Below are 24,857 nucleotides of genomic sequence, written 5' to 3'. Positions count from 1 at the left end.
TCGAGAAGCGCCGATCGAAGCGCGCTACCTGGAACGGCATGAGCGAGACGAAGGCGGCCATCGGCGCGACCACAGGATCACGGCTCGGCGACGAAATCGTAAGCCGGATCAATCAGCTCGGGACGATTTCCGAGACACCGGCGCATCTGGCGCGGATATTCCTTTCGCCCGAGCATCGCATCGCGGCTGATCTGCTGATGTCCTGGATGAAGGATGCCGGAATGACCGCGCATCTCGACGCCATCGGCAATGTCTGCGGCCGCTATGAGGGCGAACGTCCCGGGTTGCCATGCCTGATGCTGGGCTCGCACTACGACACCGTGCGCGACGCCGGCAAATGGGACGGGCCACTCGGGGTCATCACGGCGATTGCCTGCGTCGCCGATCTGAACCGGCGGGGTGTGCGGCTGCCCTTTGCGATCGAAGTCGTCGGTTTCGCCGACGAGGAGGGCGTGCGGTTTTCCTCCACGCTGCTCGGCAGCCGGGCCATCGCCGGAACGTTTGACCAAAGCGTGCTCGACACGCGCGATTCAAGCGGGCTCACCATGCGCGAGGCCATGGTGCAGTTCGGGCTGGACCCGGCCAAAATCGCCGCGGCGGCGCGCGCCCGCGGCGAACTGCATGCCTATGTCGAACTGCACATCGAGCAGGGGCCGGTGCTGGAGCAGCAGAACCTGCCCGTCGGCGTGGTCACGGCGATATCAGGCGCCACTCGGCTGGCGGCGAACCTCTCCGGCATGGCCGGTCACGCCGGCACGGTGCCGATGGCGCTGCGGCGCGACGCGCTGGCGGGCGCCGCCGAATGCATCGTCGCGGTCGAGCAATTCTGCAAGGCCGATAGCGCCGGCCTGGTCAGCACCGTCGGCGTCATCAGCGCGATGCCCGGCGCCACCAACGTCATTCCGGGGCGGGTATCGTTTACACTGGACATTCGCGCGCCGGCGGACAGCCACCGCAAGCTTGCGGTGGCGGAGATCGTGCGACGGATCGAGGCGATTGCAAAACGTCGAGAACTGTCGCTGCAGATCGACGTCACCCACGAAAACCGCACCGTGCCCTGTGCGCCATGGCTGAAAACGCAAGTCGCGGAGGCCGTTGCAGCCGAAAATTATCCCGTGTTCGAACTGCCGAGCGGGGCGGGGCATGACGGCATGGCGATGATCGACATCGCCGACGTCGCCATGCTGTTCGTACGCTGTCGCGGCGGCGTCAGCCATAACCCGGCCGAGCATGTCGAGCCCGCCGACGCCGATGCCGGTGCGCGAGTGCTGCTGCGGCTGATCGAGAATTTCCGGCCAAGGAGCCAGACAGGCGAAGCGGTGCAGGCGTAGCTATTGGCTTGGAGCGGAATATGCTCAAATGCCAAGACCGAACATGACAATTCGATGACAAATCACCGCGCTTTCGCGGAGAGACGAATCAATCATGTTTGGGTACCAACGCGTGACCTCGAAGCCCCGGACATCGATCATCCAAACCTATGAATAGTGATATTTCATTTCCGTCACATCGCGCATACCGATTTTATCAGGGACTGATTGCAAGCTGCATCGCCAACGGTATTCAGGCGGTCAATTTTCTCAGCGATCGGTTCCTGAGAAGAGCGCATCGCCTGTCGCTGGGAATCGATGAACTGTACCGGCATGCGGTCGACAGCGCATTTTCGCCGCGGGAAGCTTTTCTCGTCACGGGGGCACCGCACGCAACCGCCTATTACCCGCGGGATTTCGCCTGGTTTTATCCCGATGTTCTCGATCCCGAGACCATCATGGATTCCGACGATGCCATCCGCCGGGTTCGCTTGCTCGAAAAAAGCGTCCGGCTGCTGCTGGAGGCTGTCCGCGCCAATGTCGTCACGACGACCATCGTTCCCGCAGGACGCGATCGGTATATCGGCGTCAATTATTTCTCGCTGCCATCGGATACGCTATTGGGCGTCCTCGCGGGTCTGGAGCAAATCATCCGGGCGGACCAAAGGGCATCGCCGTATCTGGCGATGTCGCAAGGCGCGCATGCCGGCCGTTTGTTGCTTGCCGAGTATCGCAAGGATCTGAAGAACGCGATACTTCAACTTGCGGCAGCGTTGGAGCCGTTTGAGGACGGCGGCGTCGCCGTTTTGCTGTGTGACGTCACCGCACCGCGTTCCGCCGCAACCGATACCCGCGCCGAACGCCGGCGATTTGTCACCAATGCATGCGTTTACGCGACTTTTATTCGCGGGATAGACCTCGGGGTGATCGACCGGATCGAGCTGGAAGCCGTGCTCGGACGCGAACTCTCGCAATACAAAAAGGAGCTGCTCCGGTTGTTCGGCAAGCCTGGCTACATCAGGCATGCCTTGCACAGCAGCGAGCCGCCGGCGTCTTCCATCGCGCTCGATTTCGTCAACGTGCAGCGGGGATTTTGGGATTTGAGCGACGAGGGTGAACGTGCGTTGTTCGCCGCAACGACGGATTTGATACTCGCCGAACCGCGGTTTCGAATACCGGGCACGTCTCACTTCCTGGTGTCCGCGGATAACCCGTTGAACAAGATGATCCACAAGATCGCAGCGCCCGCCTACCAGGGGCGTTCGTCATGGCCGACGTTCAACGTCGAATTCGCCGATCGCATGCTGGAGTACGACGAACACTCCGGCACCGATAGGTACAGGTCCTGCGCGCAGGATATTTTGAGCGACATTCGTGCCGCGACCGAAAGGCACGGCGGATATCAGGAGCTTCTGTCCGAAGAGGGGCAGAAGTATCGCACATGGGCCTATCAGGGCGCAGTCGCTCACTCCTGGTTTCCGCGTTTTCTGTCGGTCTGGCGGCGGGCATTCGGGACCCCGCTGCTTAACGGGAATTAGACCGCCTCATTTCTTGTCGGGATTTGCGCTGCGGGCCAATGCGGCTGCGGTCTCAAGCCCGACGTTGCGCACGAGCGGGTCGGCATGGCGGTGAACCAGCCACCACTCCGTGCCTTGCCTGCGATAGACCAGCGTCACCCGCAGCGACCAGTCCTGATCGGGCAGGCCGCCGACTTCGCCGTGCTCACGCTCGATCACGGCAAGGACGACCAGATCGCCTGACGCGTAGGATTGGACCAGTTCGACTTTGGCGTCGCCGTTTCTGAAATAGCTGGCGAGCCGCGCCAGCCGCTCGGGACTCGCGTCAAAACCGCGGCTGGGTTCACCGCCAAACGGCTGCATCAGCGTAAAATCATCCGCGATGCGCATCAGGCCGGACCATTTATCCATGTCGCCGCGCATGAAAGCCGAAGCCCGCGCCTCGGTCTTCCTGACCAGATCAGCAATTTCCTGCTCCGGACTTGTCGACATCGGCTGCTGTGCGGCGCTCGCCGACAGCGGCATTGCGAGAGCGGCCTTCAGCGCCAAACGCATCCAGCGGTTTGATTTGAGCATTTTCCGTACCTTTCCATTCGCGTGCGGCCGGCGACCTACCGGCGATGCTGCCCGAATCCCATTTCAATCATGATGAATCCAGTGATATGATTTCAGCATTATGCTGAACCAAATTGACCTCTCGCGGATCGATCTCAACCTTCTCGTACTGTTCGAGATCGTCTTTCAGGAGCGGCACGTCGGCCGGTCGGCGGAGCGGCTACATCTTTCGCCGTCTGCCATCAGCCATGGACTCGGCCGCCTGCGCACGCTGCTGGGCGACCCCTTGTTTCTCAAGACCCCGAAAGGCGTCGTTCCGACGGACCGCGCACTTCAGCTCGCGACATCAGTGGGTGAAATTCTCGCGGGCATCCGCGGCGTCGTCTCAACGGCTGCGCCATTTGATCCGCTGCATTCGACGCGCCGTTTCGTCATTGGAGCGCCGGATGGCGTGTCGTCGGTCATCCTGCCTTCGCTGCTGGAGACGTTGCATGGGCTGGCGCCGGGTGTCGATGTAGGCATCCGGCAGCTCCTTCCGGTGCAAGGCTTCACCGCGCTTCATCTGGCGTGGAGGGATGCGTTGAAGGAGCTCGAAGATCGGGCAATAGATATCGCGATCATTCCCTTCGACGATATTCCGGTCCGTTTCCATAAACAGAAGCTCTACGAGGAAGAGTTCGTCATCGCCGTCAGAAAAGGGCATTCGTTCCAGCGTAATCCGACCCTCAAGCGCTACTGCGAGATGGAGCATCTCGTTGTTTCGCATACCGGTGATGTTACCGGATTCGTGGATGTTGAACTCGCCGGGAAAGGCCTGACACGGCGCGTGGCCCTGACCGTGCCAAACTTCAGTTTTGCCCTTTCGGTGCTGGCCGAGACCGAGATGGTCTCCGCGCTGCCGCGACGGTTTATCGAGATCCATGGCGCCCGCTTCAACGTCGTTGCCGTCAAGGCGCCGCTGCCGCTGCCGCGCTTCTCGATCAATATCGTCCTTCCGAAAGTGGCGATGATGGATGCCGGCCTTGCCTGGATGGTCCAGTTGTTGGGACAGGTAGAAACAGGAAATGCCAGATCGTTCGTTCGTCGTTCGGGCAAGCGCAATCGCAGCATGCACAGCTAATGGGCAACTGCTCGCTTGTCGTGCGTTCGATAAAGGCGGGCTGAGATCAGCATTAGCGAATAACGGGCTGACAATACAATTGATTTTCCCCAGCCCGACCGCCTGGCGCCATTGTACACAATGGCACGCGCCTTGCTTGACTTCGCCTTGAGAGTTCTCTCGTTCGGGGGCGCGTACGTCATGGCGAACTCAGCAAAGCTCAGAGCGGAGCCGGAGCCGATCGCGCTCGACTGGGCGGCGACTGCGCTTCTCATCATCGACATGCAGCGCGATTTCATGGAGCCGGGCGGCTTTGGCGAGACGCTCGGCAATGACGTCAGCCGGCTCGCGCGGGCGGTGCAGCCGATCGCGTCGGTGCTGGATGCGGCGCGCGCGGCCGGCATGCTGGTTATTCACACCCGCGAGGGCCATCTGCCCGATTTGTCGGACGCGCCGCCCGCGAAGGTCGAGCGCGGCGCGCCGTCATTGCGGATCGGGGATCCCGGGCCGATGGGGCGCATTCTCGTTCGCGGCGAAGCCGGCCACGACATTATTCCCGAATTGTATCCGCTCGACAGCGAGATCGTGATCGACAAGCCGGGCAAGGGCGCCTTCTACGCCACCGAGCTCGGCGACGTGCTGCAGCGTTACGGCATCGAGAATTTGCTGGTCTGCGGCGTCACAACAGAAGTCTGCGTCAATACCACCGTGCGCGAGGCCAACGACCGCGGCTATCGCTGCGTGGTGCTGGCCGATGGCTGCGCATCCTACTTTCCCGAATTCCACGAGATGGGCCTGAAGATGATCAAGGCCCAGGGCGGCATCTTCGGCTGGGTCTCCGACTCGGCCGCGGTGCTGCAAGCGCTTTCACTGGAGATTCCAAGGGCGGCAGTAGCAGGGGGATTGCGATGAGCACGGGCACGACGGGGACTGCAGGAACATCCACTTTCAAGCCGGCCTTGTGGACGCCGGGCGACTGGAACGCGCTGTTCGGTTTCGGCACCAACATTCTCGTCAACATGCTGGTGCTGACCGGGCTGTTGCGCTTCGTACTGAAGATGCCTGACAGCATCGTGTTCGGCCGCATCCTGCCGGCGCTCGGCCTGATGATGTGCCTCTCCACCTTCTACTACGCCTATCTCGCCTACAGACTGGCGCAGAAGACCGGCCGCAGCGACGTCTGCGCGCTGCCGTCAGGCGTCAGCGTCCCGCATATGTTCATCGTCACCTTCGTGATCATGCTGCCGATCACGCTCAAGACCGGCGATCCCATCAAGGGCTGGTCGGCCGGCCTGGTCTGGGTGTTCTTCCAGAGTTTTATCCTGATGATCGGCGGCTTCATCGCACCCTACATCAGGAAGATCACCCCGCGTGCGGCGCTGCTCGGCACGCTGGCCGGCGTCTCTGTCACCTTCATCTCGATGCGCCCGGCGCTGGAAATGTACATGACGCCGCAGATCGGCCTCGTCTGCTTCGCTATCATCCTGGTGAGCTGGTTCGGCGGCGTGAAATATTGGAGGGGCATGCCGGCCGGCCTCGTCGCCATTGCGGTCGGCATGATCATCGCCTGGGGATCGAACCTGTTCGGTCTCGGCCTCGGCGGGCTGAGCCTGAAGGGCGTCGGCGATGCCTTTGCGAATTTCGGCTTCTCGGTGCCGTTGCCGGCCTTCGGCCACGTCTTCTCCGGCTTTGAATTTCTCGGCGTCATTCTCGTGACCGCAATCCCGTTCGGCATCTACGATCTCGTCGAGGCCATGGATAACGTCGAAAGCGCGGAAGCGGCCGGCGACGAATATCCGACCACGCGCGTGCTCACTGCAGACGGCGTCGTCAGCCTGATCGGCTGCCTGATGGGCAATCCCTTCATCAACGCGGTCTATATCGGCCATCCCGGCTGGAAGGCGATGGGCGGGCGGATCGGCTATTCGGCGGCGACCGGCATCATGGTGGTGCTGCTAAGCTGGTTCGGCGTCATCTCGGTGCTGCTGGCGCTGGTGCCGGTGGTCGCGATCTCGCCGATCCTGCTCTATATCGGCATGCTGATCGGCGCGCAGGCGTTCCAGACCACGCCGGTCAAGCATGCACCCGCGATCGTGCTGGCGCTGACGCCGCATCTTGCCGCATGGGCGAAGCTGCAGGTCGACACCATGCTCGCGTCGACCATGACCGCGGCGCAGACGGTTGGCGGACTTGCCGCCGACAAGGCGGATGCGGTGAGGGCGGCCGCGATTGCAGCGCTGCCGCAGCAGGGCGTGCTCTATCACGGTCTCGAAGTGATGGGCGGCGGCTCGATCCTCGCGGGCCTCGTGCTGGGCGCGATCGGCGTGTTTGTGATCGAACGCGATTTTCTTAAAGCTTCAGCCTTTGCGCTGGCCGGGGCGGTCATGACCTATTTCGGTTTCATGCACGGCGAAGCCGTCGGCATCGGTGGTGGCCTCGGCGTCACGCCGGGGGTGGCGCTGGCTTATGTGGTGATGGCGACCGGGCTGTTCGCGCTGGCGAAGACCAGTCTGAGCGTCGACTACAGCGCGCACCCGGCGGTGGCGGCCGCGACGCCGGCGGAGTGAGCTTCCTTCTCCCTCGCCCCGCTCTTGCGGGGTCGAGACGAGCGAAGCTCGCTCTTAGAGGGTCGGGTGAGGGGCTGCCTCCGCAAACTCAGAACGGATACGAGCCCCTTACGCCTTCACAAACGCCAGCATCGTGCCGTTGCCTTGCGCCGGCGGCACTACAACGCCATCAGCGCTTTTCACGCCGACAGCACCGAGCGCCTTCTCCGCCGCCGCGACATCGGCCGCGATCACGAGCCCCGCACCACCGCGCTCGGGCAGGCCGGCCAGCGGGACGCCGGGATAGCGGATGCCGAGTTGGCTCTTTGTCAGGAATACGAAATCGGCGCGGTCGCCGCCCGAGGGGACTGCAATGACGCCGTCAGGTTCGATCCTTGCCTCACGATCGATCATGCTCGCGAGTTGTGCGGCGTCGTCTGCCGGCTCCGGGGTGACGATCAGCACCTGCTTCAACCGCTTGGCACCGTTGGCGTGCTTCATCAGTTCGGGAATCCACACCGTCTCCCGCGTCTTGTGCTGGCAAGCGAAGATGCGCACGCCGCCCGGAGCTTCCGCCGTCGGCCATTGAAAGGTCCTGAATTTGGCCGCGGATATCGTGCCGTCCGGCATCGTCACCGGCCGCTCGAAGTCGGTCGGGCCAATCGGCGGATAGCCGCGCGCGCGAATCTCTTCGGCGCCCTCGGCGGAATCCACCGCCGTGAACGCGATGCGCTCGATGCCTTCGCCATTCTTTTCAAGATGCGCCCGCGCCGGAGCATTATGTTCTGTCGGCGTCAGCACGCCGAGCAATTCCATATAATCAGGGTCGAACATGATGGTGTAGTTGCCCGATCCCATATGCGCGCTGTGGGTGCCGCGCGGCGATACGGTGAAGCCCAGCCGCTTGTAATTCTCGGCAGCCTTGTCGAGGTCCTTCACCATGACCACGGCGTGATCGATTCCGATGACGTTTTTGAGTGCCACTCTTTTATTTCCTCTGGGCATGTCAGGGGGCTAAACTAAGCAGAACGACAAAGCCCCTGCAAGGAGACAAGGCCTCTGCAAGGATAAGGCGCCCGCAAGAAAGGATCACGATGAACACGAGCAACGTCCGCTGGCCCGATTCCCTATGGTCCGCGATGACTCCATCGGGACCTGAACTGCCCGAACTGACCGGAACACAGCAGGCGGACGTGATTGTGATCGGCGGCGGCTTTACCGGCCTTTCCGCAGCGTTGCATCTGCGCGAGGCCGGCGTCGACGTTGCGATCGTCGAGGCAGCGGAGCCGGGCTGGGGCGCCTCGGGGCGCAACAACGGCCAGGTGATTCCGACACTGTCGCGGCCCGATCCGGAGGACATTGTCGCAAAACACGGCGAGGCGGGAGAACGTTTTGTCGGCATGCTACGCGACAGCGCCTCATATCTTTTCGACGTGACAAGGCGCTACAACATCGATGGCGAGGCGGAACAGGCCGGCTGGGTTCAGCCGGTGCATTCGCCCGGCCGCATCAAGATCGCCGAACGTCGCGTGCGGCAATGGTCGAAATTCGGCGCGCCGGTCGAACTGCTGTCGCGCGAGCAGACGCGGGACATGCTCGGGTCCGATGCATGGTTCGGCGGTTTCTGGAACAGGACCGGCGGCCACATCAATCCGCTGGCGCTGGCCCGCGGCCTCGCGCACACCGTGCTCGATCTCGGCGCGCGCATCTATGTGCGCTCGCCGGCAGAAAGCTTTGAACGGCGCAACGACCGCTGGGTGGTCAGGACCGCCAAGGGCGAAATTAGTGGCCGCGCGCTGGTCGTAGCGACCAATGCCTATAGCGGCGAGTTCTCCAAATCGCTGGTGCCGCAGATTGCGCACGAGGTGATGCCGGTGCTGTCCTGGCAGATGGCGACGCAGCCCTTGTCCGACAACGTTCGCAAAACCATCATTCCCGGCCGGCAGGCGATGTCGGATACCCATGGCGAGCTTTATTTCGCGCGCTACGACGCCCGAAACCGTCTCGTCACCGGCGGCGCGGTGATCGGCCCCGGCAACAAGGTGGAACGCATCAAGGCGCGCGTCACCGAGCGGCTGCAGCGGCTATGGCCGCAGATCGGCGAGGTCTCGTTCGATTATGTCTGGAACGGCTATGTCGGCATGACCACGGATTTCCTGCCGCGCATCCACAAGCTCGGCCCCAACGCCTATGGCTGGACCGGCTGCAACGGCCGTGCGGTGGCGCTGACGATTCCGCTCGGCAATGAACTGGCAAAAGCCGTCCGCGGCGTGCCCGTAAACGAACTGGCGCTGCCGTTCACCGAGCCGGTGCCCATTGTGGCCCACGGCATTCTGCGCAAGCTGGCGCCGCTGATGCTGCTGGTCTACCGCCGCAGAGATGCACGCGAGATGGCGTGATGTGAGCAAGGGAGGTGCCACTTCTCCCTCTCCCCGCAAAGGGCGGGGAGAGGGAGTGCACCTACACCGCTTCCGTCGCATGCTCTCTCGCAAATTCCCCGCCGGGGATCGAGTCGAGCAGCGCCTGCGTATACGGATGCTGCGGATTGCCGAACACCTCCGCCGCCGGCCCATGTTCCACTACTTCACCATCCTTCATCACGGCCACGAGGTCGCAGATTTGTGCGGCCACGCGCAGATCATGTGTGATGAAGACGATCGAAAGCCCCAGCCGTGCGCGCAATTCCGCGAGCAGCTTCAACACCTGCGCCTGCACGGAGACATCCAACGCCGACACCGGCTCGTCGGCGACCAGCACGTCCGGCTTCAGCGCCAGCGCCCGCGCCAGCCCGATGCGCTGCCGCTGGCCGCCGGAGAATTCATGCGGATAGCGATCGGCGGAGGAAGGATCGAGACCGACCAGGGAAAACAGTTCTTTGGCGTTTGCAATCGCCTGCGCGCGCGGCGTGCCGTGCACGATCGGTCCTTGCGCCACCAGTTCGGCCGCCTTGCGGCGCGGATTGAGGGAAGCGAACGGGTCCTGAAACACCATCTGGATATGCCGCGTCTCGCGGCGCACTTTTTCACGTGGCATCTTCGCCCAGTCGCTGCCGTCGAGCACGATTGCGCCAGTATCCGGATCGATCAGCCGCACGATGCAGCGTGCCAGCGTCGACTTGCCCGAGCCGGACTCGCCGACGATGCCGAGCGTGGCGCCGCGCGGCAGGTTGAGTGAGACATTCCTCACGGCCGGCGTCACCCGCGCGCCACGTCCCAGAAAGCCGCCGGTGCGATAGGTTTTCGAGACATCTGCAATCGTCAGGATATTGTCGGCCGCGAGCGCCCGCGGCGGCGGCGCCTTCAGCGGCGGGACGGCGGCGATGAGCTGTTTTGTGTAGGCATGCTGTGGATGGTGCAGGACGTCGGCGGCCGTACCCTGTTCGACGATGATGCCGTGCTGCATCACCACCACGCGGTCGGCGATCTCGGCGACTACGCCGAAATCATGGGTGATGAACATGACCGCGGTCCTGCGTCGCTGCTGCAGGTCACGGATCAGTTTCAGGATCTGCGCCTGCGTGGTGACGTCGAGCGCGGTGGTCGGCTCGTCCGCGATCAAAAGTTTTGGATCGAGCGCCAGCGCCATCGCGATCATGGCGCGCTGGCGTTGTCCGCCGGACAACTCGTGCGGATAGGCCTTTGCCGCCACCTTCGGCTCGGGAATCCGCACATCCGCCAGCAGTGCCAGCACCCGCGCGTTGATTTCGGCCTTCGATAATTCGGTATGGATCGAAAACATCTCGGCGATCTGGTCGCCGATGGTGCGTAGCGGGTTGAGCGCGGTCATCGGCTCCTGGAAGATCATCGCAATGCCGGCGCCGCGCACCTCGCGCATTTTGCCAACCGAAGCCGCGCAGAGGTCGCGGCCTTCGAACATCATCCGGCCGCCGTCGATCGTCACCTCATTGGGCAGCAGCCGCATGACGGCATTCGCCATCATCGACTTGCCGGAGCCGGATTCGCCGACCACGCAGAGGATTTCGTTGGACGCGATCTCCAGCGACACATCCCGAAGCGCATGCGCCCGGTCCGCGCCGCGGGGCAGGCGGACGCTCAACTGCTCGAGCGAGAGGATGGAGTCTTGCTCGCTCATCGCCCCTTCAGCCTCGGATTGAGTGCGTCGTTGAGCCCTTGGCCGACCAGCGACACCGCCAGCACGGTGACCAAAATGGCGATCCCGGGGATCGCCGAGACGTACCACTGCACCCGCAACACGTCGCGGCCCAGCCCAATCAGATTGCCCCAGGACGCTACGTTGGGATCGGACAGCCGCAGGAACGCGAGCGCGCTTTCAAGCAGGATCGCGACCGCCATCACCACGCTGGCGTAGACGATGACCGGCGGCAGCGCATTGGGCAGGATCTCGCCAAAGATGAGCTGGACGTTTTTCATGCCGAGCGTCCGCCCGGCCTGGACGAATTCGCGGTTGCGCAAGGACAGGAACTCGGCGCGGGTCAGCCGCGCCGGCGCCGGCCATGACACCACGCCGACCGCGATGGTGACGGTGGTCAGCGTCGAGCCGAACACGGCGACCAGCACCAGCAGCAGCACGAAGTTCGGCAGCGTCTGGAACGCTTCGGTGATCCGCATCAGCACATTGTCAGCCCAGCCGCCGTAATAGCCGGCGAAGGCGCCGACGAGGATGCCGATCAGGATCGCAATCGCGGTGGCGACGCCACCGATCAGCAGCGATATCCGCGCACCGTAGAAGATCTGAGCGGCGATATCGCGGCCCGAATTGTCGGTGCCGAGCAGGAAGCGCGGATTGGAGAACGGCCAGATCAGGGGACGGCCGGCCAGCGCCAACGGATCGCGTGGAAAGAACCAGCCGGCCGAGATCGCCATCGCGATCACGATCAACAGCAGGATCAGGCCGGCGACGGCGGCGGGACTTCGGAAATAGCGCTTGACCGCATCCATCGCCTTAACCCGCCGTGATGCGTGGATCTAGCCGCGCATAGATCAGATCGACGACGAAGTTTACGGTGATGACGAGCAGCGCCGAGACGAACACGATGCCGAGCAGCGTGTTGAGGTCGCGCTGCACCACCGATTCATAGGCGAGCCGCCCGAGGCCCGGCAGTGAGAACACGCTTTCCACGACGACGGATCCGCCGAGCATGGTGCCGGCCTGCAGCCCGATCAGCGTCACCATCGGTAGCAGCGCGTTGCGCAGCACGTGCCGCGTCACCACGCGCGTCTCGTCGAGGCCTTTTGCCCGCGCGGTGCGGACATAGTCGAGATTGAGCACTTCCAGCATCGAGGCGCGCATGATGCGCAGGTAAATTGCTAGAAAGATCAGCCCCAGCGTCAGTGTCGGCAGCACCAGATGGCTTGCAATATCGAACACGCGCCAGATGCCGGTTCGCACCGTGCCGATGTCCTCAAACCCGCCGGGCGGCAGCCATTGCAGATAAACGGAAAACACCACGATCGCCATCAGCCCGAACCAGAACGAGGGCGTCGCATAGAAGATCAGGCCAAGCGTCGAGATTAGCGTGTCCGGCCAGCGGTTGACGCCGCGGGCGGCGATCACCCCGAACACGAGCCCGAAGAAGAACGCAAACGACAGCGACGCGGTCATCAGAAGGATAGTCGGCGGCAGCCGCTCCAGGATGACCGACGCCACCGGCTTGCCGTAGATCGAGGAGAAGCCGAGATCGAGCCGCACCAGCCGCCAGAGATAGTGGCCAAGCTGCGCCGGGATCGAGAGGTCGAGCCCGTAGAATTTTCGCAGCTCCCTGGCGGTCGCGGCATCGCCGCCGCCCATCTGCGCCATCATCGCGTCAACGGTGTCGCCCGGCGCGAACTGCAGCAGCAGGAACACGCCGATCAGAATCAGAACCAGAGTCGGAATCGAGGCGGCAAGCCGTCGCCCCGCAAGGCCAAGGATGCGCATGCGCCTATACTGGCGGAGATAGCGTCAGCGCGCGATGACTTTTGTCATCCCGCTTTCTTTTTTGTCTGAGCATGATCTCTTCGTAAAACCGGAGCCCACTTTTCCGGATCATGCTGTAAGCCAAAGATCGTGCCAGCTTGTCGAACCCCAGCGCGGGGTGTTGGAGTGGTTGCGTGCCTTCGCCGTGATCGTGGTGACGAAGATCTGCTCGATCGGCATCCAGACCGGCAGCTCGGTATTCACTTCCTTGACGAACTGGGCGTACAGCGCCTTGCGCTTGGCCGGGTCCACTTCGGTCGCGGCATCGTCGATGGTCTTGTCGACGTTCTTGTCCTCCCAGCCCCATTGGTTGGTCCAGGGCGCGCCCTTGGGCTGCCCCGAGCGGTACCAGACCGTGGTCGAGACGGCGGGGTCGTTGCGGTACTGGTGCCAGCCGGTCGCGATATCGAAAGCATGCTCGTCATAGACCTGCTTGAGAAAGCCGCCGCCATCGTTGCGCACGATCTCGACGGGAATGCCGATCTCGCCGAGCGATTGCTGGATGAAGGTCGACCACAGCGAGATGTCCTCGCCCCAGGGGGCGGGCAACAGCTTCAGCGAGAAGCGCGTGCCGCCGCGGCCCGCCTTGAAGCCGGCTTCGTCGAGCAGGGCTGTGGCCTTGGCCTTGTCGTACGGATATTGCGGTGTGTTCGGCCCCGGATAGAAATCGGTCGAGGTCGAGGGGATCGGCCCGGTACCCAATTTGGCGAAGTCGCCGAGAAAATTGTCGATGAAGAACGGCACGTTGATCGCATGCGCGATGGCGCGGCGAACCTTGATGTCGGACAGCTCCTTGCGGCGAAAGTTGAACTCGAGCGTATTGGTGCGGGCGTTGCCTTCATTGCCCTTGGTCGAGACGATGAAGCGCTTGTCCTTGCCGAGCCGCGCCAGATCCGAAATCGTCAGGCTTGAGAATGGAGCGTAATGAAGTTCGCCGGCTTCCATTTGCGCCGCGGCCGAGGCGCGGTCGGTGATGACGCGCCAGACGATGCGATCGAGATAGGGCGCGTTGGGACGCCAGTAGTCCGGATTGCGGTCGGCGATGATGTATTGTCCGCGCTCGTATTTGACGAACTTGAACGGGCCGGTGCCGACCGGCGAAAGATTTGTCGGGTTCTGGCGGATGTCGCCGCTCTCATAGAGATGCTTGGCCGAGATGTAGCCGAGGTCGGGCAGGGCGCGAAGCAGCAGGTTCAGCGGCATCGGCCGCTCGTACTTGAAGATCGCGGTCTGCGCGTCCGGCGTCTCGACCTCGGTCAGGAACAACTGCAACGTCGATCCGTAGTTGAGGATCTTCTTCCACATGTTCATGGCGGTGAATTCGACGTCGGCCGAGGTGAACGGCTTGCCGTCGTGCCAGGTGATGCCCTTGCGCAGCTTGAAGGTCACGGTCTTGCCGTCGGGCGAGGCTTCCCAGCTTTCGGCGAGCACGCCGACCGGCTGGCCGTTGGCGTCGAGATCGACCAGGTTCTCCTGGATCTTGCCGCCGATGATGTAGACGCCGGTGGAAGCCTGGATGCTCGGGTTGAGCTGGCGCTGCTCGGCGGCGTAATGCACGGTAAACACGCCGCCCTTGCGCGGCGTTTCCTGCGCGAAAGCCCGCATCGGATTGATCACGTTGGCCGCGATGGCTGCCGACGTCAGCAGCGCGGTGCGGCGATTGATCTCAAGGCGCGTCAAATCCATGCGAAGTCTCCGGACATACTATTGATGGCGAACCGTTCGGGCGCCCGCCTTGAGAGGGATGTTACGATGGAACGGGAACGCGAGTCATTTTCTAATCGCCGCGCGGAGCGGAAAATCCTTCCTGAAAACAACGTGCTCAGCGCGTAATCGGTCTGCTTATTTTTGCGCAGGCGCAGGCGATTGCGGCTCGCCTGAATAGAAGCAGAAGCCGCCCGGCAGTCTGGGATTGTTCGAAAATGGGGCGGGTAGACGAGCTAAACCCCCATAAAAATAGGCTCCGGACCGCTTCCGAGGCCAAAAAACCAGCGAAAAATTGGACGAATCACTGCAACTCGACTAGCGAGATAGTTGTGCAGAATGTCGGAAACCCTGTTTTTTAGGCGTTTTCCGCCATATCGTCGCCTGTGCCAGAATCAATGGAGCAACCATGGCTACCCAAATGTCTAAGTCGCAGCTGATCGAAAAGATCGCGACCACCACCGAAGTTTCGAAGAAGGAAGTCAAGAACGTGATGGACACGCTCGTTGACGTTGGCCACAAGGAGCTCAAGAAGAACGGGGTGTTCCTCGTCCCCGGCTTCGCGAAGTTCGTCGTGGTCAAGAAGCCGGCGACCAAGGCTCGGAAGGGCACCAACCCCTTCACGGGCGAGGAAATGATGTTCAAGGCCAAGCCGGCCCGCAAGATCGTCCGGGCCCGCCCGGTCAAGGCCGCCAAGGACGCGGTGTAAGAATCCCTCTCCCCGGTCTTCACGGGGTCGAGACGGGCGAAAGCTCGCTCTTGGAGGGTTGGGGTGAGGGGCTGCCTCCGCAACCTCGCTAACAGGGGTACTCGCGGAGAGTCCCCCTCACCCGAAATTCGCTAGCGCAAATTTCGACCTCTCCCCGCACGCGGGGCGAGATGACCTGAGCGCGGCGCACCTTCGGCGTCAAATCCGCCTTACACCACCGGCGAACAGCCGCCGTCGATATTGATGGCGGCGCCGGTGAGGAACGATCCCCGCTCGGTGGCGAGGAAGCACGCCAGGTTGGCGAATTCCTCCGTCAGTTCTTGGCAAATACCTCGAAATCCAAATACCTCGAAATCCATGTCCGGGGCCTGCGCCGCGTCACCCCATCGATCGCTCATGATCAGGCCGACCAGCAAGGCGGTGTTGAGCAACGTTATCGGCTCGAAAGGCATCATGGTTCCGAGCGCCGCCATGATCAAGCTCGCCCTGTAACGCGCGCTCGCGTCCTATGACGAGCGCGTGAAGGCTCGAAATATCTTGCGGTTCGGGCGGCGCTTCAGACAAGGATTTTTCCCGTTTGCCGCGGTCGGGAACGGCAAATTTGCTATTTTCTAACGCGCCTTGCGAGGCTCGGCGGTCCCGCCAACATCAAACAGAACAAACAATGGAGTCCAGGAGACCACCATGGGCCTGCAACAAGCAAAACTCGAATCGCTTCCCTTCGTCACCGCCGAGCTGAACTATCTCGCGCCTACCCCAGGAAAGCCGCGCACCTACGCTTTCGATCCGCCGCCAGGCGAACCCAAATCCACCGCGTTGCCTGAACCGCACAACGTCCCGATCTTCGACGCGCGTCTGATCGCCGGCAACCTCTCGCTGGACCGTGAAGGTTTCGCGCTGGTCCGCCATCCCACTATCGTCAAAAATTTCTACGACGATAAGGAAGTGAGAGGCGTCTACTATCCGGCGGTGGAGGCCTTCCTGAAGGCAACGCTAAAGGCGGACCGCGTCTTCATCTTCGATCACACCGTACGCAAGCGCGTCGAGGGCGCCGCCGATATCAGGGGTGCCGGTCCGCGTCAGCCGGCCACGCGGGTCCATGTCGACCAGACCGACGTCTCGGGCGCCAATCGCGTTCGCGAGCATCTGCCCGCCGAGGCTGACGAACTCCTGAAAGGGCGCGTGCAGGTCATCAATGTGTGGCGGCCGATCCGGGAGCCGCTGCGCGATGCGCCGCTTGCCATGTGCGACGGGCAGACCGTCGAGGCTGGCGATCTCGTCGCCTCCGACCTGATCTATCCGAACCGCAGCGGCGAGACCTACTCCGTCAGGTACAATCCGAACCATCGCTGGTACTACATTCCGGAAATGAGGACCGACGAGGCGCTGCTGCTGAAGTGCTACGATTCCGCAACCGACGGCCGCACGCGGTTTGGGCCGCACACTGCCTTCACCGATCCGACCACGCCGGCCGATGCAGCTCCGCGCGAGAGCATCGAGCTCAGGACACTGGTGTTCCACAAGCGCTGATCGCGTAACGGACGGATTCGCGTTCCCGTCATATTGGTGATACCTCGCCCCAAGACAATTTTGGGGCGAGACGGATCATGGACGGCAAGACCGATGGCGCGGATGTCAACATCCGCGTCCTGATTTTTGCGCTGCTGGCGCTGGCCTGCGGCCACATGCTGTCGACGTTGCTGCGAACCATTCCGGCCATCAGCCTCGACGTGATGGCGGCCGATTTCCGCACCGCTCCGCAGACGCTGGCGAGCCTCACCTCGATCTATCATTTCGCCTTCGCCGCCTCGCAGATTCCGGTCGGCGCCGCGATGGATCGCTTCGGCGTCCGCCCGGTTTCCCTAAGCCTGCTCGCAGGAACCATCGTCGGCGCGCTGGCGTCGGGACTCGCCACCGGGCCGGAGAGTTTTGTGTTCGGCCAGTTCCTGCTCGGCGTCGCCACATCGGGCATGCTGATGTGCCCGATGACGCTGGCGGCAAAACAGATGTCCGCCTCGCGCTTTGGCCTGTGGTCCGGGATCATCCTGTCGATCGGCAATATCGGCATGCTGCTGTCGGCGAGCCCGCTGGCCTTTGTCGTCGAGCTTTGGGGATGGCGCGCGGGATTCTGGATCTCCGCAGGCTTCGGCGCGGTGGTGGCGATTGCGGTCGTCCTGCTGGTCCCGAAGCAGCCGGCCGCGCATGCCGATCATTCGTCACCATTGTCGCAGATGGCCGAAGTGCTGCGCATCGGCCTGTCGCGACCACTTCGCGGCCTGATTGCGCTGTCGCTGGTGTCGCTCGCCGCCTCGCTGGTGCTGCGGGGATTATGGGGCGGTCCGTGGCTGATGGAAATCAAGGCGCTCGGCCGCATCGAGGCGGGCAATATGCTCGGCCTGTTCACGCTCGCGCTGATCGCGGGGCCGGTGCTGATGGGAATCCTCGATCGTACGATCGGCCATCGCCGCGAAGTGCTGGCCGCCACGCATTGTTTTGCCGCAGTGCTGCTCGCTCTGATGGCGGCCGGTGCGCCGCATTATCCGCTGTCCGAGCTGCTCGGCGTGAAAGCGGTGCCCGCCCAGATCGACGCCGCCCTGTTCGTCCTGATCGGCATCGCGATATCGACGCAGCCCTTGCTCTACGGCATGACGCGGCAACTCGTGGACGCGCAGAATGCCGGCAAAGCGCTGTCGGCAATCAATCTCGCGTTTTTCCTCGGCGCAGCGCTGATGCAATCGTCGACCGGCGTGGTCGCGACGATCTTCGGCCTGCCCGCAGTGCTGCTATTCATGGCTGCGACCTTGATCGTCGGGACGATTGTGTTTTTGATGTATACGTAGCTCTCGACCTTTCCGATAGCGCCACAACAAAAACGGCCACGAATGTCCGCCAACATCGATCCCATCACGCGTTCCGTCGTCCAGCACCGGCTCAGCTCGATCGTAAAAGAGATGGGCGAAGCCATGCTTCGCACCTCCTATTCGCAGATACTCAATTCCAGCCGCGATTTTTCGCTGGCGATCTGCGACACGAACAGTCGCCTGATCGCGCAGGCGGACCACCTGCCGGTCCATGTCGGCGCGCTGCCGTGGGCAACGCTCGCGGTCGAGGAACGGTTCAAGGACGTGCAGCGGGGCGACGTCATCCTGCTCAACGATCCCTATTACGGCGGCAGCCATCTGCCCGATCTCACCGCCTTCGTGCCGGTCTTCGCCGGCGACAAGCGCCTGCTCTGGACCATCGTGCGCGCGCACCAGAGCGACATCGGCGGCGCCACCCATGGCGCCTATAATCCCGCCGCCACCGAGATCTATCAGGAGGGACTGCGCGTCCCGCCGATCAAGCTCTATGAGGCTGGAAAGTTACGCGACGATCTGCTCGATCTCCTGGCGCTCAACATTCGCAACCCCCGCGAATTCCGCGGCGACCTTGCCGCCATGCTGGGCGCGGCGCATCTCGGCGAGCGGCGGCTGTCGCGATTGTTTGCCGAGTTCGGTGCGCCTGTGGTGGAAGCCGCCATGGAAGCGATCCTCGACGCGACGGAGCAGCAGACGAGGGCTGTCGTCTCGACCTGGAAGGACGGCGTGTTTTACGGCGAGGCCTTTCTCGACGATGACGGCCATGGCCGCACCGACATCCGCATCGCCGCGAAAGTCACCAAGAACGGCAGCGACGTCGAGGTCGACCTGTCCGACTCCGATCCGCAATCCACCAGCTTTGTGAACTCCTCGCACGCCAATATGCAGGCGGCAGTCGCGATGGCCTTTGCCTATCTGATCGATGCCGAAATCCCCAAGAATACCGGCGCGCTGCGGCCGCTGAAGGTGATCGCGAAGCAAGGCACGGTGGTGTGGGCCGACCCAGGCCGGCCGGTGACGCTGTGCACCAGCCATCCCTCCAACGAAGTCGTCGAAGCCATCGTGAAGGCGTTGTCGGCGTCCTGTCCGGAGCGTGCGATGGCGGGCTGGAGCCGAAGATTCCGGATCGCGATCCAGGGCGAGGACCCGCGCACGGGAAGGAATTTCATCTGGCACCTGTTCCAGGCGCGCCCCGGCGGCGGCGCGTCGTCGGGTGGCGACGGCTGGTCGTCGATCGGCGAGTGGCACTCGGTCGGCGGACTGAAGTTCGGCAGCCTCGAAGTCGCCGAAGGGCGCTTCCCCCTGCATTTCCGCCGCCACGAATTCCGCGCCGGCTCCGGCGGCGACGGCCAGCATCGCGGCGGCCTCGGCGTGGCGCTCGATCTGGTGCTGGAGACTGAAAAGATCGCGAAGGGTAACACCGCGGGAGATGGCGCGCGCCACGGTCCCTGCGGCATGCTCGGCGGCGAGGACGGCAAGCCGCATCACTATCGATTGCTGTCCGAGGGCCGCGAGCCGCGTGTGCTGCTCACCAAGGAAGTCGGCATCGACCTGCGCCCCGGCGATTGCCTCGAGATACGTTCGTCCGGTGGCGGCGGGTGGGGACCGCCTGCAAAGCGATCGGCAGAGGCGCGCCAACGCGACCGCGAGCAGGGCCTGACGGAAGCATCGGCGGAGCAAGCGTCCTCATGAAGTTCAGGATAGGCGTTGACGTCGGCGGAACCTACACCGATCTCGTGGCCACGGACGAGAGCGGGCGGACGATGTTTGCAAAATCGCCGTCGACCCCGGCGGATCAATCCATCGGCGTGATGGCGGGCCTGGAAGAACTGGCGCGGCGGCTGAACGTGACGCGCGCGGACATGCTCGCTGCGACCGACCGACTGGTTCACGGCACCACGGTTGCGACCAATGCGCTACTGGAGCGCAAGGGCGCCAAGGTTGCGCTCTTGACCACTGAAGGCCATCGCGACGTCATCGAGATGCGCGAGGGCCTCAAGCCCGATCGCTACGATCTGCGCTCGCCGCCACCGGAACCCCTGGTGCCGCGCGAACGGCGTTTTGGTGTCAAGGAAAGGCTGAAGGCCAGCGGTGACGTTCTGATTCCGCTGGATACTGCTTCCCTCGATCAGGCGATTGCCGCGATCAAGCAGTCAGGCGCGACCTCGGTCGCCGTGTGTTTTCTGCATTCCTACCTCAATCCCGTGCATGAACTCGCCACCGTCGAACGGCTGAAGCAGGCGCTGCCTGATATCAGCATCTCGCGCTCCAGCGACGTACTGCCGCAGATCAAGGAGTATGAGCGCGTCTCGACCACGATCGTGAACGCCTATGTCGAACCGATCGTGCGGCACTATCTGACCAATCTCGAAGCGCGCCTCATCGAGGCCGGCTTCAAGGGCGGCCTCTTCGTTGTGCTGTCGCATGGCGGCATGGCGCCGGTCGAGGAAGCCTCGCGGCTTGCCGCGGGCACCGTGCTGTCCGGTCCCGCGGGTGGCATGTCGGGCGGCCGGCGCTGCGCCGATCTGGTCGGCATTCCCGATCTCGTGCCGTTCGACATGGGCGGCACCTCCACGGATATCTCGCTGATCGCGGGTGGGCAGGCCTCGCTGTCCGCAGACGGCATGCTCGCGGGCCAGCGGATCGCGCTGCGCAGCCTCGACATTGCGAGCATCGCCGCGGGCGGCGGTTCGATCGCCAGCGTCGATGCCAGCCGCACGCTACGGGTGGGGCCGGAAAGTGCCGGCTCGGTGCCGGGCCCGGCCTGTTACGGCAATGGCGGCTTGGCCGCGACCGTCACCGACGCCAATGTCGTGCTCGGCTATCTCGATGCAGCCGCCTTCATGGGCGGCAAACGCCCGCTCGATCGTGCCGCCTCGGAAGCCGCCGTCGACCGCATCGCGAAGGCGATGGAGCTGTCGCGCGTCGAGGCCGCCGCCGGCATCTACCGAATGATCAATCTCAACATGGCCGACGGCATCCGCCTGATGACACTGCGTCGCGGCGTCGATCCCAGAAAGTTCGCACTGTTGAGTTTTGGCGGCGCGGCGGGCCTGCATGCGGCGGAAGTGGCGCGTGAGCTCGAGATCAAGCGCATCATCGTGCCGACGGTGGCCTCGGTGCTGTCGGCCTGGGGCATGCTGACCAGCGATCTTCGCTACGAAGTCAGCCGCACGCATTACGGTGCCGGGACGCACATTACCGCCGATGAAGTGCGCGAGCTCTTTGCCGGACTTGAACAGCAGGCCGCCGGCCGGCTGCGCTCATGGTTCAACGGCCCGGTTTCGATCGAGCGCTCCGCGGAGATGCGCTACGGCGAACAGATCTTTGAAATCGACGTTTCGCTCGACGGTCTCGACTGGAACGCCGCCGATCTCGTCGACCGGATCGAGGACCGCTTTCACGTCAGGCACGAGGAATTGTACACCTATGCCTCGCGCGGCCAGGAAGTCGTCTTCGTCAACGCCCGCGTCGCCGCCGTCGGCGAAGTTGCGCGGCAGGATGAGCGCGCGCGGGCGGCCGCGACGTCCAGCGTTTGTGCGCCACGCGGCCAACGGCAGGCCTTCTTCGGCAGCTGGCGCGAAGTCCCGGTTTTTGCGCTCGACGACCTGCAGCCCGGTCACACCCTGACCGGTCCCGCGATCATCGAGGCTGAAACCACGACCGTGCTGGTCGATACCGGCGATCAAGTCACCGTCAATGCGTTGGGGTGGCTTGATGTTGCGCTGCGTTGATGCGATGAGGCGTGTAGGGTGGGCAAAGCGAAGCGTGCCCACCATTTGTCCGTCCACGCTGACCGATGGTGGCACGGCGCTAAGCGCCTTTGCCCACCCTACGCGGCCAACATTTGATTTCACAACCTCATTTGCGGCGCTATCATCGCGGTCGCTGGGGGTAGGCGTCACAGGCTCCCGCGAGCTTGGCGTTCGAGGCCGGGTTGATGACAATAAAATGGCTGCTACCAGCCTTCTTCGCCGCATTGTTGTTGGCCGCCCCGCAGCCGGCCCAGGCTGCTGGCGTGACCGACACCGAAATCCGCATCGGCAATATCATGCCCTATACCGGCCCGCTGGCCGCGTTCGCTTCGATCGGCAGGGCGGAGGCCGCCTATTTCGACATGATCAACGAGCGCGGCGGCATCAATGGCCGCAAGATCAAATTCATCTCCCGCGACGACAGCTCAAATCCGCGAACGGCAGTCGAGCACACGCGTGAACTGGTCGAGCAGGAGCGCGTGCACCTGATGTTCGGATCGTTCGGCACGCCGAGCAATCTGGCGACGCGAACCTATCTCAATGAGAGGAGCATCCCCCAGCTCTTTGTCGCCTCCGGCGACGAGGAGTGGGGGCATCCGAAGCGATTTCCATGGACGATGGGCTGGCAGCCGACGTTTCGTGCCGAGGGCCGGATCTACGCCAATTACATCCAGGCCGCCTATCCCAGCAAGAAGATTGCCGTGCTGTGGCAGAACGACCAGTTCGGCCGTGATCTGTTCCGGGGATTGCAGGAGGGGCTCGGCCTCACCGCCAACATGATCGTGGCCGACATCGCCATCGATGCGGACATGTCAATCGATGACCAGGTCGACATCCTCAAGAACTCCGGCGCTGACGTGCTCGTGCTCAATTGCGCGCCGCCGATCTCGGCGCGTGCGATCCGCAGGGCCGCCGAACTGGGCTGGCATCCCGTGTTGTTGCTGGTCAATGCGGCGGCTTCGATCGCGAATGCGCTGAGGCCGGCCGGGCTTCAGAATTCCGTCGGCGTGATCTCGACCACGTTCCTGAAGGATGCCAGCGACACCACCTGGAAGGATGACCCTGCCATCAAGGAATGGCTTGCCTTCATGGACAGATACTATCCCGATGGCGACAGGGAAGATGGCTATGCCATCTTCGGCTACGCGGCGGCCGAAACCCTGGTCAAGGTGTTGACTCAGTGCGGCGACGACCTGTCGCGCGAGAACATCATGCGGCAGGCGGCGTCGCTCAGGAATTACCAGAGTCCGATCGCGTTGCCGGGCATTGCGATCAACACCGGGCCGGCCGATTTCCATCCGATCGAGCAGATGCGGCTGGTGCAGTTCGACGGCAATTCCTGGCAGCCGATCGGCGACGTGATCGAAAGCGCGTTCGCGAGTAGGCCGAATGATAATTGATGTCACTCACTCTCCGTCATGGCCGGGCTTGACCCCGCCATCCACGACTTTTCTTGCCGATGGACGGTCAAGACGTGGATGCCCGGGACAAGCCCGGGCATGACGACTGACTGCAGACCGAGCGTCTACCTCTTCCCAGCCTGCCCGTAATTCAACAGCCCGCCCTTGCTCTTCGGCGGATGGGCGCGCAGGCCTTCCTCGTTGGGCTCGGTGCCCCAGCCCGGGCGGTCCGGCATCACGAGATGGCCGTCGACGATCTCGGGCACATGCGTGAACAGTTCATGGTCCCACGCCAGGCGATCGATGTCGGTTTCCATGATGCGCAAATTCGGCACCGCGGCGGAGAAGTGCGCGTTCTGCATGGTGCAGAGGTGGCCGTAGAAATTATGCGGGGCGACGTTGACCTCAAAGTGCTCGGCGGCTGCGGCGATCTTCATCGATTGCCAGACCCCGTTCCAGGGCGTGTCGATGATGGCGACATCCATCGCCTGTTCGTTGAAGTAGGGCAGGAATTCGCGCAGGCCCAAGAGCGTCTCGCAGGATGAGACCGGGTGCGGGCTCTGGCGGCGGATGTAGCCCAGCGCTTGCGGGTTGAAGGTGTCGATCTCCACCCAGAACAGGTCCATGTCCTTTATTGCCCGGAGTATCTTCAGATAGCCTTCCGTCTTGGCGTTGAAGTTCAGGTCGAGCAGCAGGTCGACATCGGGCCCGGCGCCGTCGCGGATCGCCTCGAGATGCATGCAGAGGTTTCGCAGCACCTTGCGGTCGACATTGATCTCGGGCTCGAACGGCGCGCCGAAGCCCGGCCGCCAGCCCTGCGGCTTGCCGTCGGTGTAGACGAAGATGTTGGTCTTCATCGCCGTAAAGCCTTTTTCGCGCACCTCGTTGCCGATCGATTTGACGCCATCGAGGCTGGTGATGGCGGGCTTGAACCAGTCGGGATGGTTGATGCGCCAGGTCGCGCAGTGTGACCAGTAGACCCGGATGCGGTCGCGGATCTTGCCGCCGAGCAGTTCATAGCAGGGCACGCCCAGCGCCCTGGCCTTGACGTCGAGCAGCGCGTTCTCGATGGCGCCGAGCGCCAGCGCCACCACGCCGCCCGCGGCCGGCCGCGTCGCCGCGAACAGCTCCGCATAGATCCGCTCATGCTGGAAGGCGTTCTTGCCGACCACGCGCGCGCCAAGCCGCTCGATTGCTGCCGTTACGCCCGGCGCGCCAAAACCCTCGTCATATTCGCTCCAGCCGACGATGCCGTCCTCGGTCATGATCTTGACGAAGTGGTAGTTACGCCAGCCGGCGTCGCAGGCGAGCGTTTCGACGCTTCTGATTTGAGTGGCTTTTTTCATGATTTCCTGCCCCGGGGCTTGTTGTTGTGGTTGGCCGATAACAACAACGGAACGGCGGGGCCGTCAATTGCAGGGCAGCGCATAAGGCAGAGCACGGCCTGCATGGTTCGCCCGGCGACGC

General features: G+C 63.2%; 20 protein-coding genes. 12 read left to right on the top strand and 8 right to left on the bottom strand.

Going from position 1 to position 24,857, the window contains the following annotated elements; translation table 11 throughout:
• Positions 1 to 38 precede the first annotated feature (38 nt).
• Both V1288_RS01800 and V1288_RS01795 read left to right on the top strand, forming a co-directional pair.
• Positions 39 to 1,331, top strand: a complete 1,293-nt coding sequence (locus V1288_RS01800; protein WP_334355451.1) for an allantoate amidohydrolase — start codon at positions 39 to 41, stop codon at positions 1,329 to 1,331.
• Positions 1,332 to 1,480: 149 nt separating this feature from the next.
• The gene (locus V1288_RS01795; protein ID WP_334355450.1) at positions 1,481 to 2,848 is read left to right on the top strand and encodes a hypothetical protein; all 1,368 of its coding nucleotides are present in this window, start codon (positions 1,481 to 1,483) and stop codon (positions 2,846 to 2,848) included.
• A gap of 6 nt (positions 2,849 to 2,854) precedes the next feature.
• Here the strand turns inward: V1288_RS01795 and V1288_RS01790 are convergent, their stop codons facing one another.
• Positions 2,855 to 3,403 (bottom strand): YybH family protein, encoded by a 549-nt coding sequence (locus V1288_RS01790; RefSeq protein WP_334355449.1) that lies wholly within the window; start codon positions 3,401 to 3,403, stop codon positions 2,855 to 2,857.
• Between the two features lie 100 nt (positions 3,404 to 3,503).
• Between V1288_RS01790 and V1288_RS01785 the strand changes: the two genes are divergently transcribed.
• From V1288_RS01785 to V1288_RS01775, 3 genes are all read left to right on the top strand, one after another.
• Positions 3,504 to 4,502, top strand: a complete 999-nt coding sequence (locus V1288_RS01785) for a LysR family transcriptional regulator (RefSeq protein WP_334355448.1) — start codon at positions 3,504 to 3,506, stop codon at positions 4,500 to 4,502.
• Between the two features lie 180 nt (positions 4,503 to 4,682).
• On the top strand, positions 4,683 to 5,393 hold the full coding sequence (locus V1288_RS01780) for a cysteine hydrolase family protein (protein ID WP_334355447.1): 711 nt from the start codon (positions 4,683 to 4,685) through the stop codon (positions 5,391 to 5,393).
• The gene (locus tag V1288_RS01775) at positions 5,390 to 7,048 is read left to right on the top strand and encodes a regulator (RefSeq protein ID WP_334355446.1); all 1,659 of its coding nucleotides are present in this window, start codon (positions 5,390 to 5,392) and stop codon (positions 7,046 to 7,048) included. The genes V1288_RS01780 and V1288_RS01775 overlap by 4 nt, the downstream gene beginning before the upstream one ends.
• Positions 7,049 to 7,156: 108 nt before the next feature.
• Here the strand turns inward: V1288_RS01775 and V1288_RS01770 are convergent, their stop codons facing one another.
• Complete coding sequence (locus tag V1288_RS01770) at positions 7,157 to 8,011, bottom strand: VOC family protein (protein ID WP_334355445.1); 855 nt, start codon at positions 8,009 to 8,011, stop codon at positions 7,157 to 7,159.
• Between the two features lie 110 nt (positions 8,012 to 8,121).
• Between V1288_RS01770 and V1288_RS01765 the strand changes: the two genes are divergently transcribed.
• The gene (locus V1288_RS01765; RefSeq protein ID WP_334355444.1) at positions 8,122 to 9,426 is read left to right on the top strand and encodes an NAD(P)/FAD-dependent oxidoreductase; all 1,305 of its coding nucleotides are present in this window, start codon (positions 8,122 to 8,124) and stop codon (positions 9,424 to 9,426) included.
• A gap of 61 nt (positions 9,427 to 9,487) precedes the next feature.
• Here V1288_RS01765 and V1288_RS01760 read toward each other — a convergent pair whose 3' ends face one another.
• The 4 genes from V1288_RS01760 to V1288_RS01745 all read right to left on the bottom strand — a co-directional run bounded on the left by V1288_RS01760 (position 9,488) and on the right by V1288_RS01745 (position 14,650).
• Positions 9,488 to 11,119: an ABC transporter ATP-binding protein gene (locus tag V1288_RS01760; protein ID WP_334355443.1), complete on the bottom strand. Its 1,632-nt coding sequence runs from the start codon at positions 11,117 to 11,119 to the stop codon at positions 9,488 to 9,490.
• The gene (locus V1288_RS01755) at positions 11,116 to 11,946 is read right to left on the bottom strand and encodes an ABC transporter permease (protein ID WP_334355442.1); all 831 of its coding nucleotides are present in this window, start codon (positions 11,944 to 11,946) and stop codon (positions 11,116 to 11,118) included. Before V1288_RS01755 ends, V1288_RS01760 begins: the two co-directional genes overlap by 4 nt.
• A 4-nt stretch (positions 11,947 to 11,950) precedes the next feature.
• Positions 11,951 to 12,925: an ABC transporter permease gene (locus V1288_RS01750; protein ID WP_334355441.1), complete on the bottom strand. Its 975-nt coding sequence runs from the start codon at positions 12,923 to 12,925 to the stop codon at positions 11,951 to 11,953.
• 108 nt (positions 12,926 to 13,033) lie between these two features.
• Positions 13,034 to 14,650: an ABC transporter substrate-binding protein gene (locus V1288_RS01745; protein ID WP_334355440.1), complete on the bottom strand. Its 1,617-nt coding sequence runs from the start codon at positions 14,648 to 14,650 to the stop codon at positions 13,034 to 13,036.
• A 427-nt stretch (positions 14,651 to 15,077) separates the two neighbouring features.
• On the opposite strand from V1288_RS01745, the gene V1288_RS01740 reads away from it, so the two are divergent.
• Positions 15,078 to 15,377, top strand: coding sequence for an HU family DNA-binding protein (locus V1288_RS01740; RefSeq protein ID WP_057851696.1), 300 nt, complete (start codon positions 15,078 to 15,080; stop codon positions 15,375 to 15,377).
• A 209-nt stretch (positions 15,378 to 15,586) separates the two neighbouring features.
• Here V1288_RS01740 and V1288_RS01735 read toward each other — a convergent pair whose 3' ends face one another.
• A complete protein-coding gene (locus V1288_RS01735; protein WP_334355439.1) occupies positions 15,587 to 15,856 on the bottom strand; it encodes a hypothetical protein in 270 nt (89 codons plus the stop codon).
• 205 nt (positions 15,857 to 16,061) lie between these two features.
• On the opposite strand from V1288_RS01735, the gene V1288_RS01730 reads away from it, so the two are divergent.
• From V1288_RS01730 to V1288_RS01710, 5 genes are all read left to right on the top strand, one after another.
• Positions 16,062 to 16,907 (top strand): CmcJ/NvfI family oxidoreductase, encoded by an 846-nt coding sequence (locus V1288_RS01730; RefSeq protein ID WP_334355438.1) that lies wholly within the window; start codon positions 16,062 to 16,064, stop codon positions 16,905 to 16,907.
• Between the two features lie 77 nt (positions 16,908 to 16,984).
• Positions 16,985 to 18,217, top strand: a complete 1,233-nt coding sequence (locus tag V1288_RS01725) for an MFS transporter (protein ID WP_334355437.1) — start codon at positions 16,985 to 16,987, stop codon at positions 18,215 to 18,217.
• Between the two features lie 42 nt (positions 18,218 to 18,259).
• On the top strand, positions 18,260 to 19,927 hold the full coding sequence (locus tag V1288_RS01720) for a hydantoinase B/oxoprolinase family protein (protein WP_334355436.1): 1,668 nt from the start codon (positions 18,260 to 18,262) through the stop codon (positions 19,925 to 19,927).
• On the top strand, positions 19,924 to 21,969 hold the full coding sequence (locus tag V1288_RS01715; protein ID WP_334355435.1) for a hydantoinase/oxoprolinase family protein: 2,046 nt from the start codon (positions 19,924 to 19,926) through the stop codon (positions 21,967 to 21,969). Before V1288_RS01720 ends, V1288_RS01715 begins: the two co-directional genes overlap by 4 nt.
• 206 nt (positions 21,970 to 22,175) lie before the next feature.
• Entirely contained in the window at positions 22,176 to 23,390 is a 1,215-nt protein-coding gene (locus tag V1288_RS01710) for an ABC transporter substrate-binding protein (RefSeq protein ID WP_334355434.1), read from the top strand.
• Positions 23,391 to 23,515: 125 nt separating this feature from the next.
• On the opposite strand, the gene V1288_RS01705 is transcribed toward V1288_RS01710, so the two are convergent.
• On the bottom strand, positions 23,516 to 24,736 hold the full coding sequence (locus V1288_RS01705; protein ID WP_334355433.1) for a mandelate racemase/muconate lactonizing enzyme family protein: 1,221 nt from the start codon (positions 24,734 to 24,736) through the stop codon (positions 23,516 to 23,518).
• Between the last annotated feature and the right edge of the window lie 121 nt (positions 24,737 to 24,857).

This window comes from Bradyrhizobium sp. AZCC 2176, from assembly GCF_036924645.1.
GTDB lineage: Bacteria > Pseudomonadota > Alphaproteobacteria > Rhizobiales > Xanthobacteraceae > Bradyrhizobium.
The sequence above is the reverse complement of the archived record's forward strand: the minus strand, read 5'-3'. Positions and strand labels throughout refer to the sequence as shown.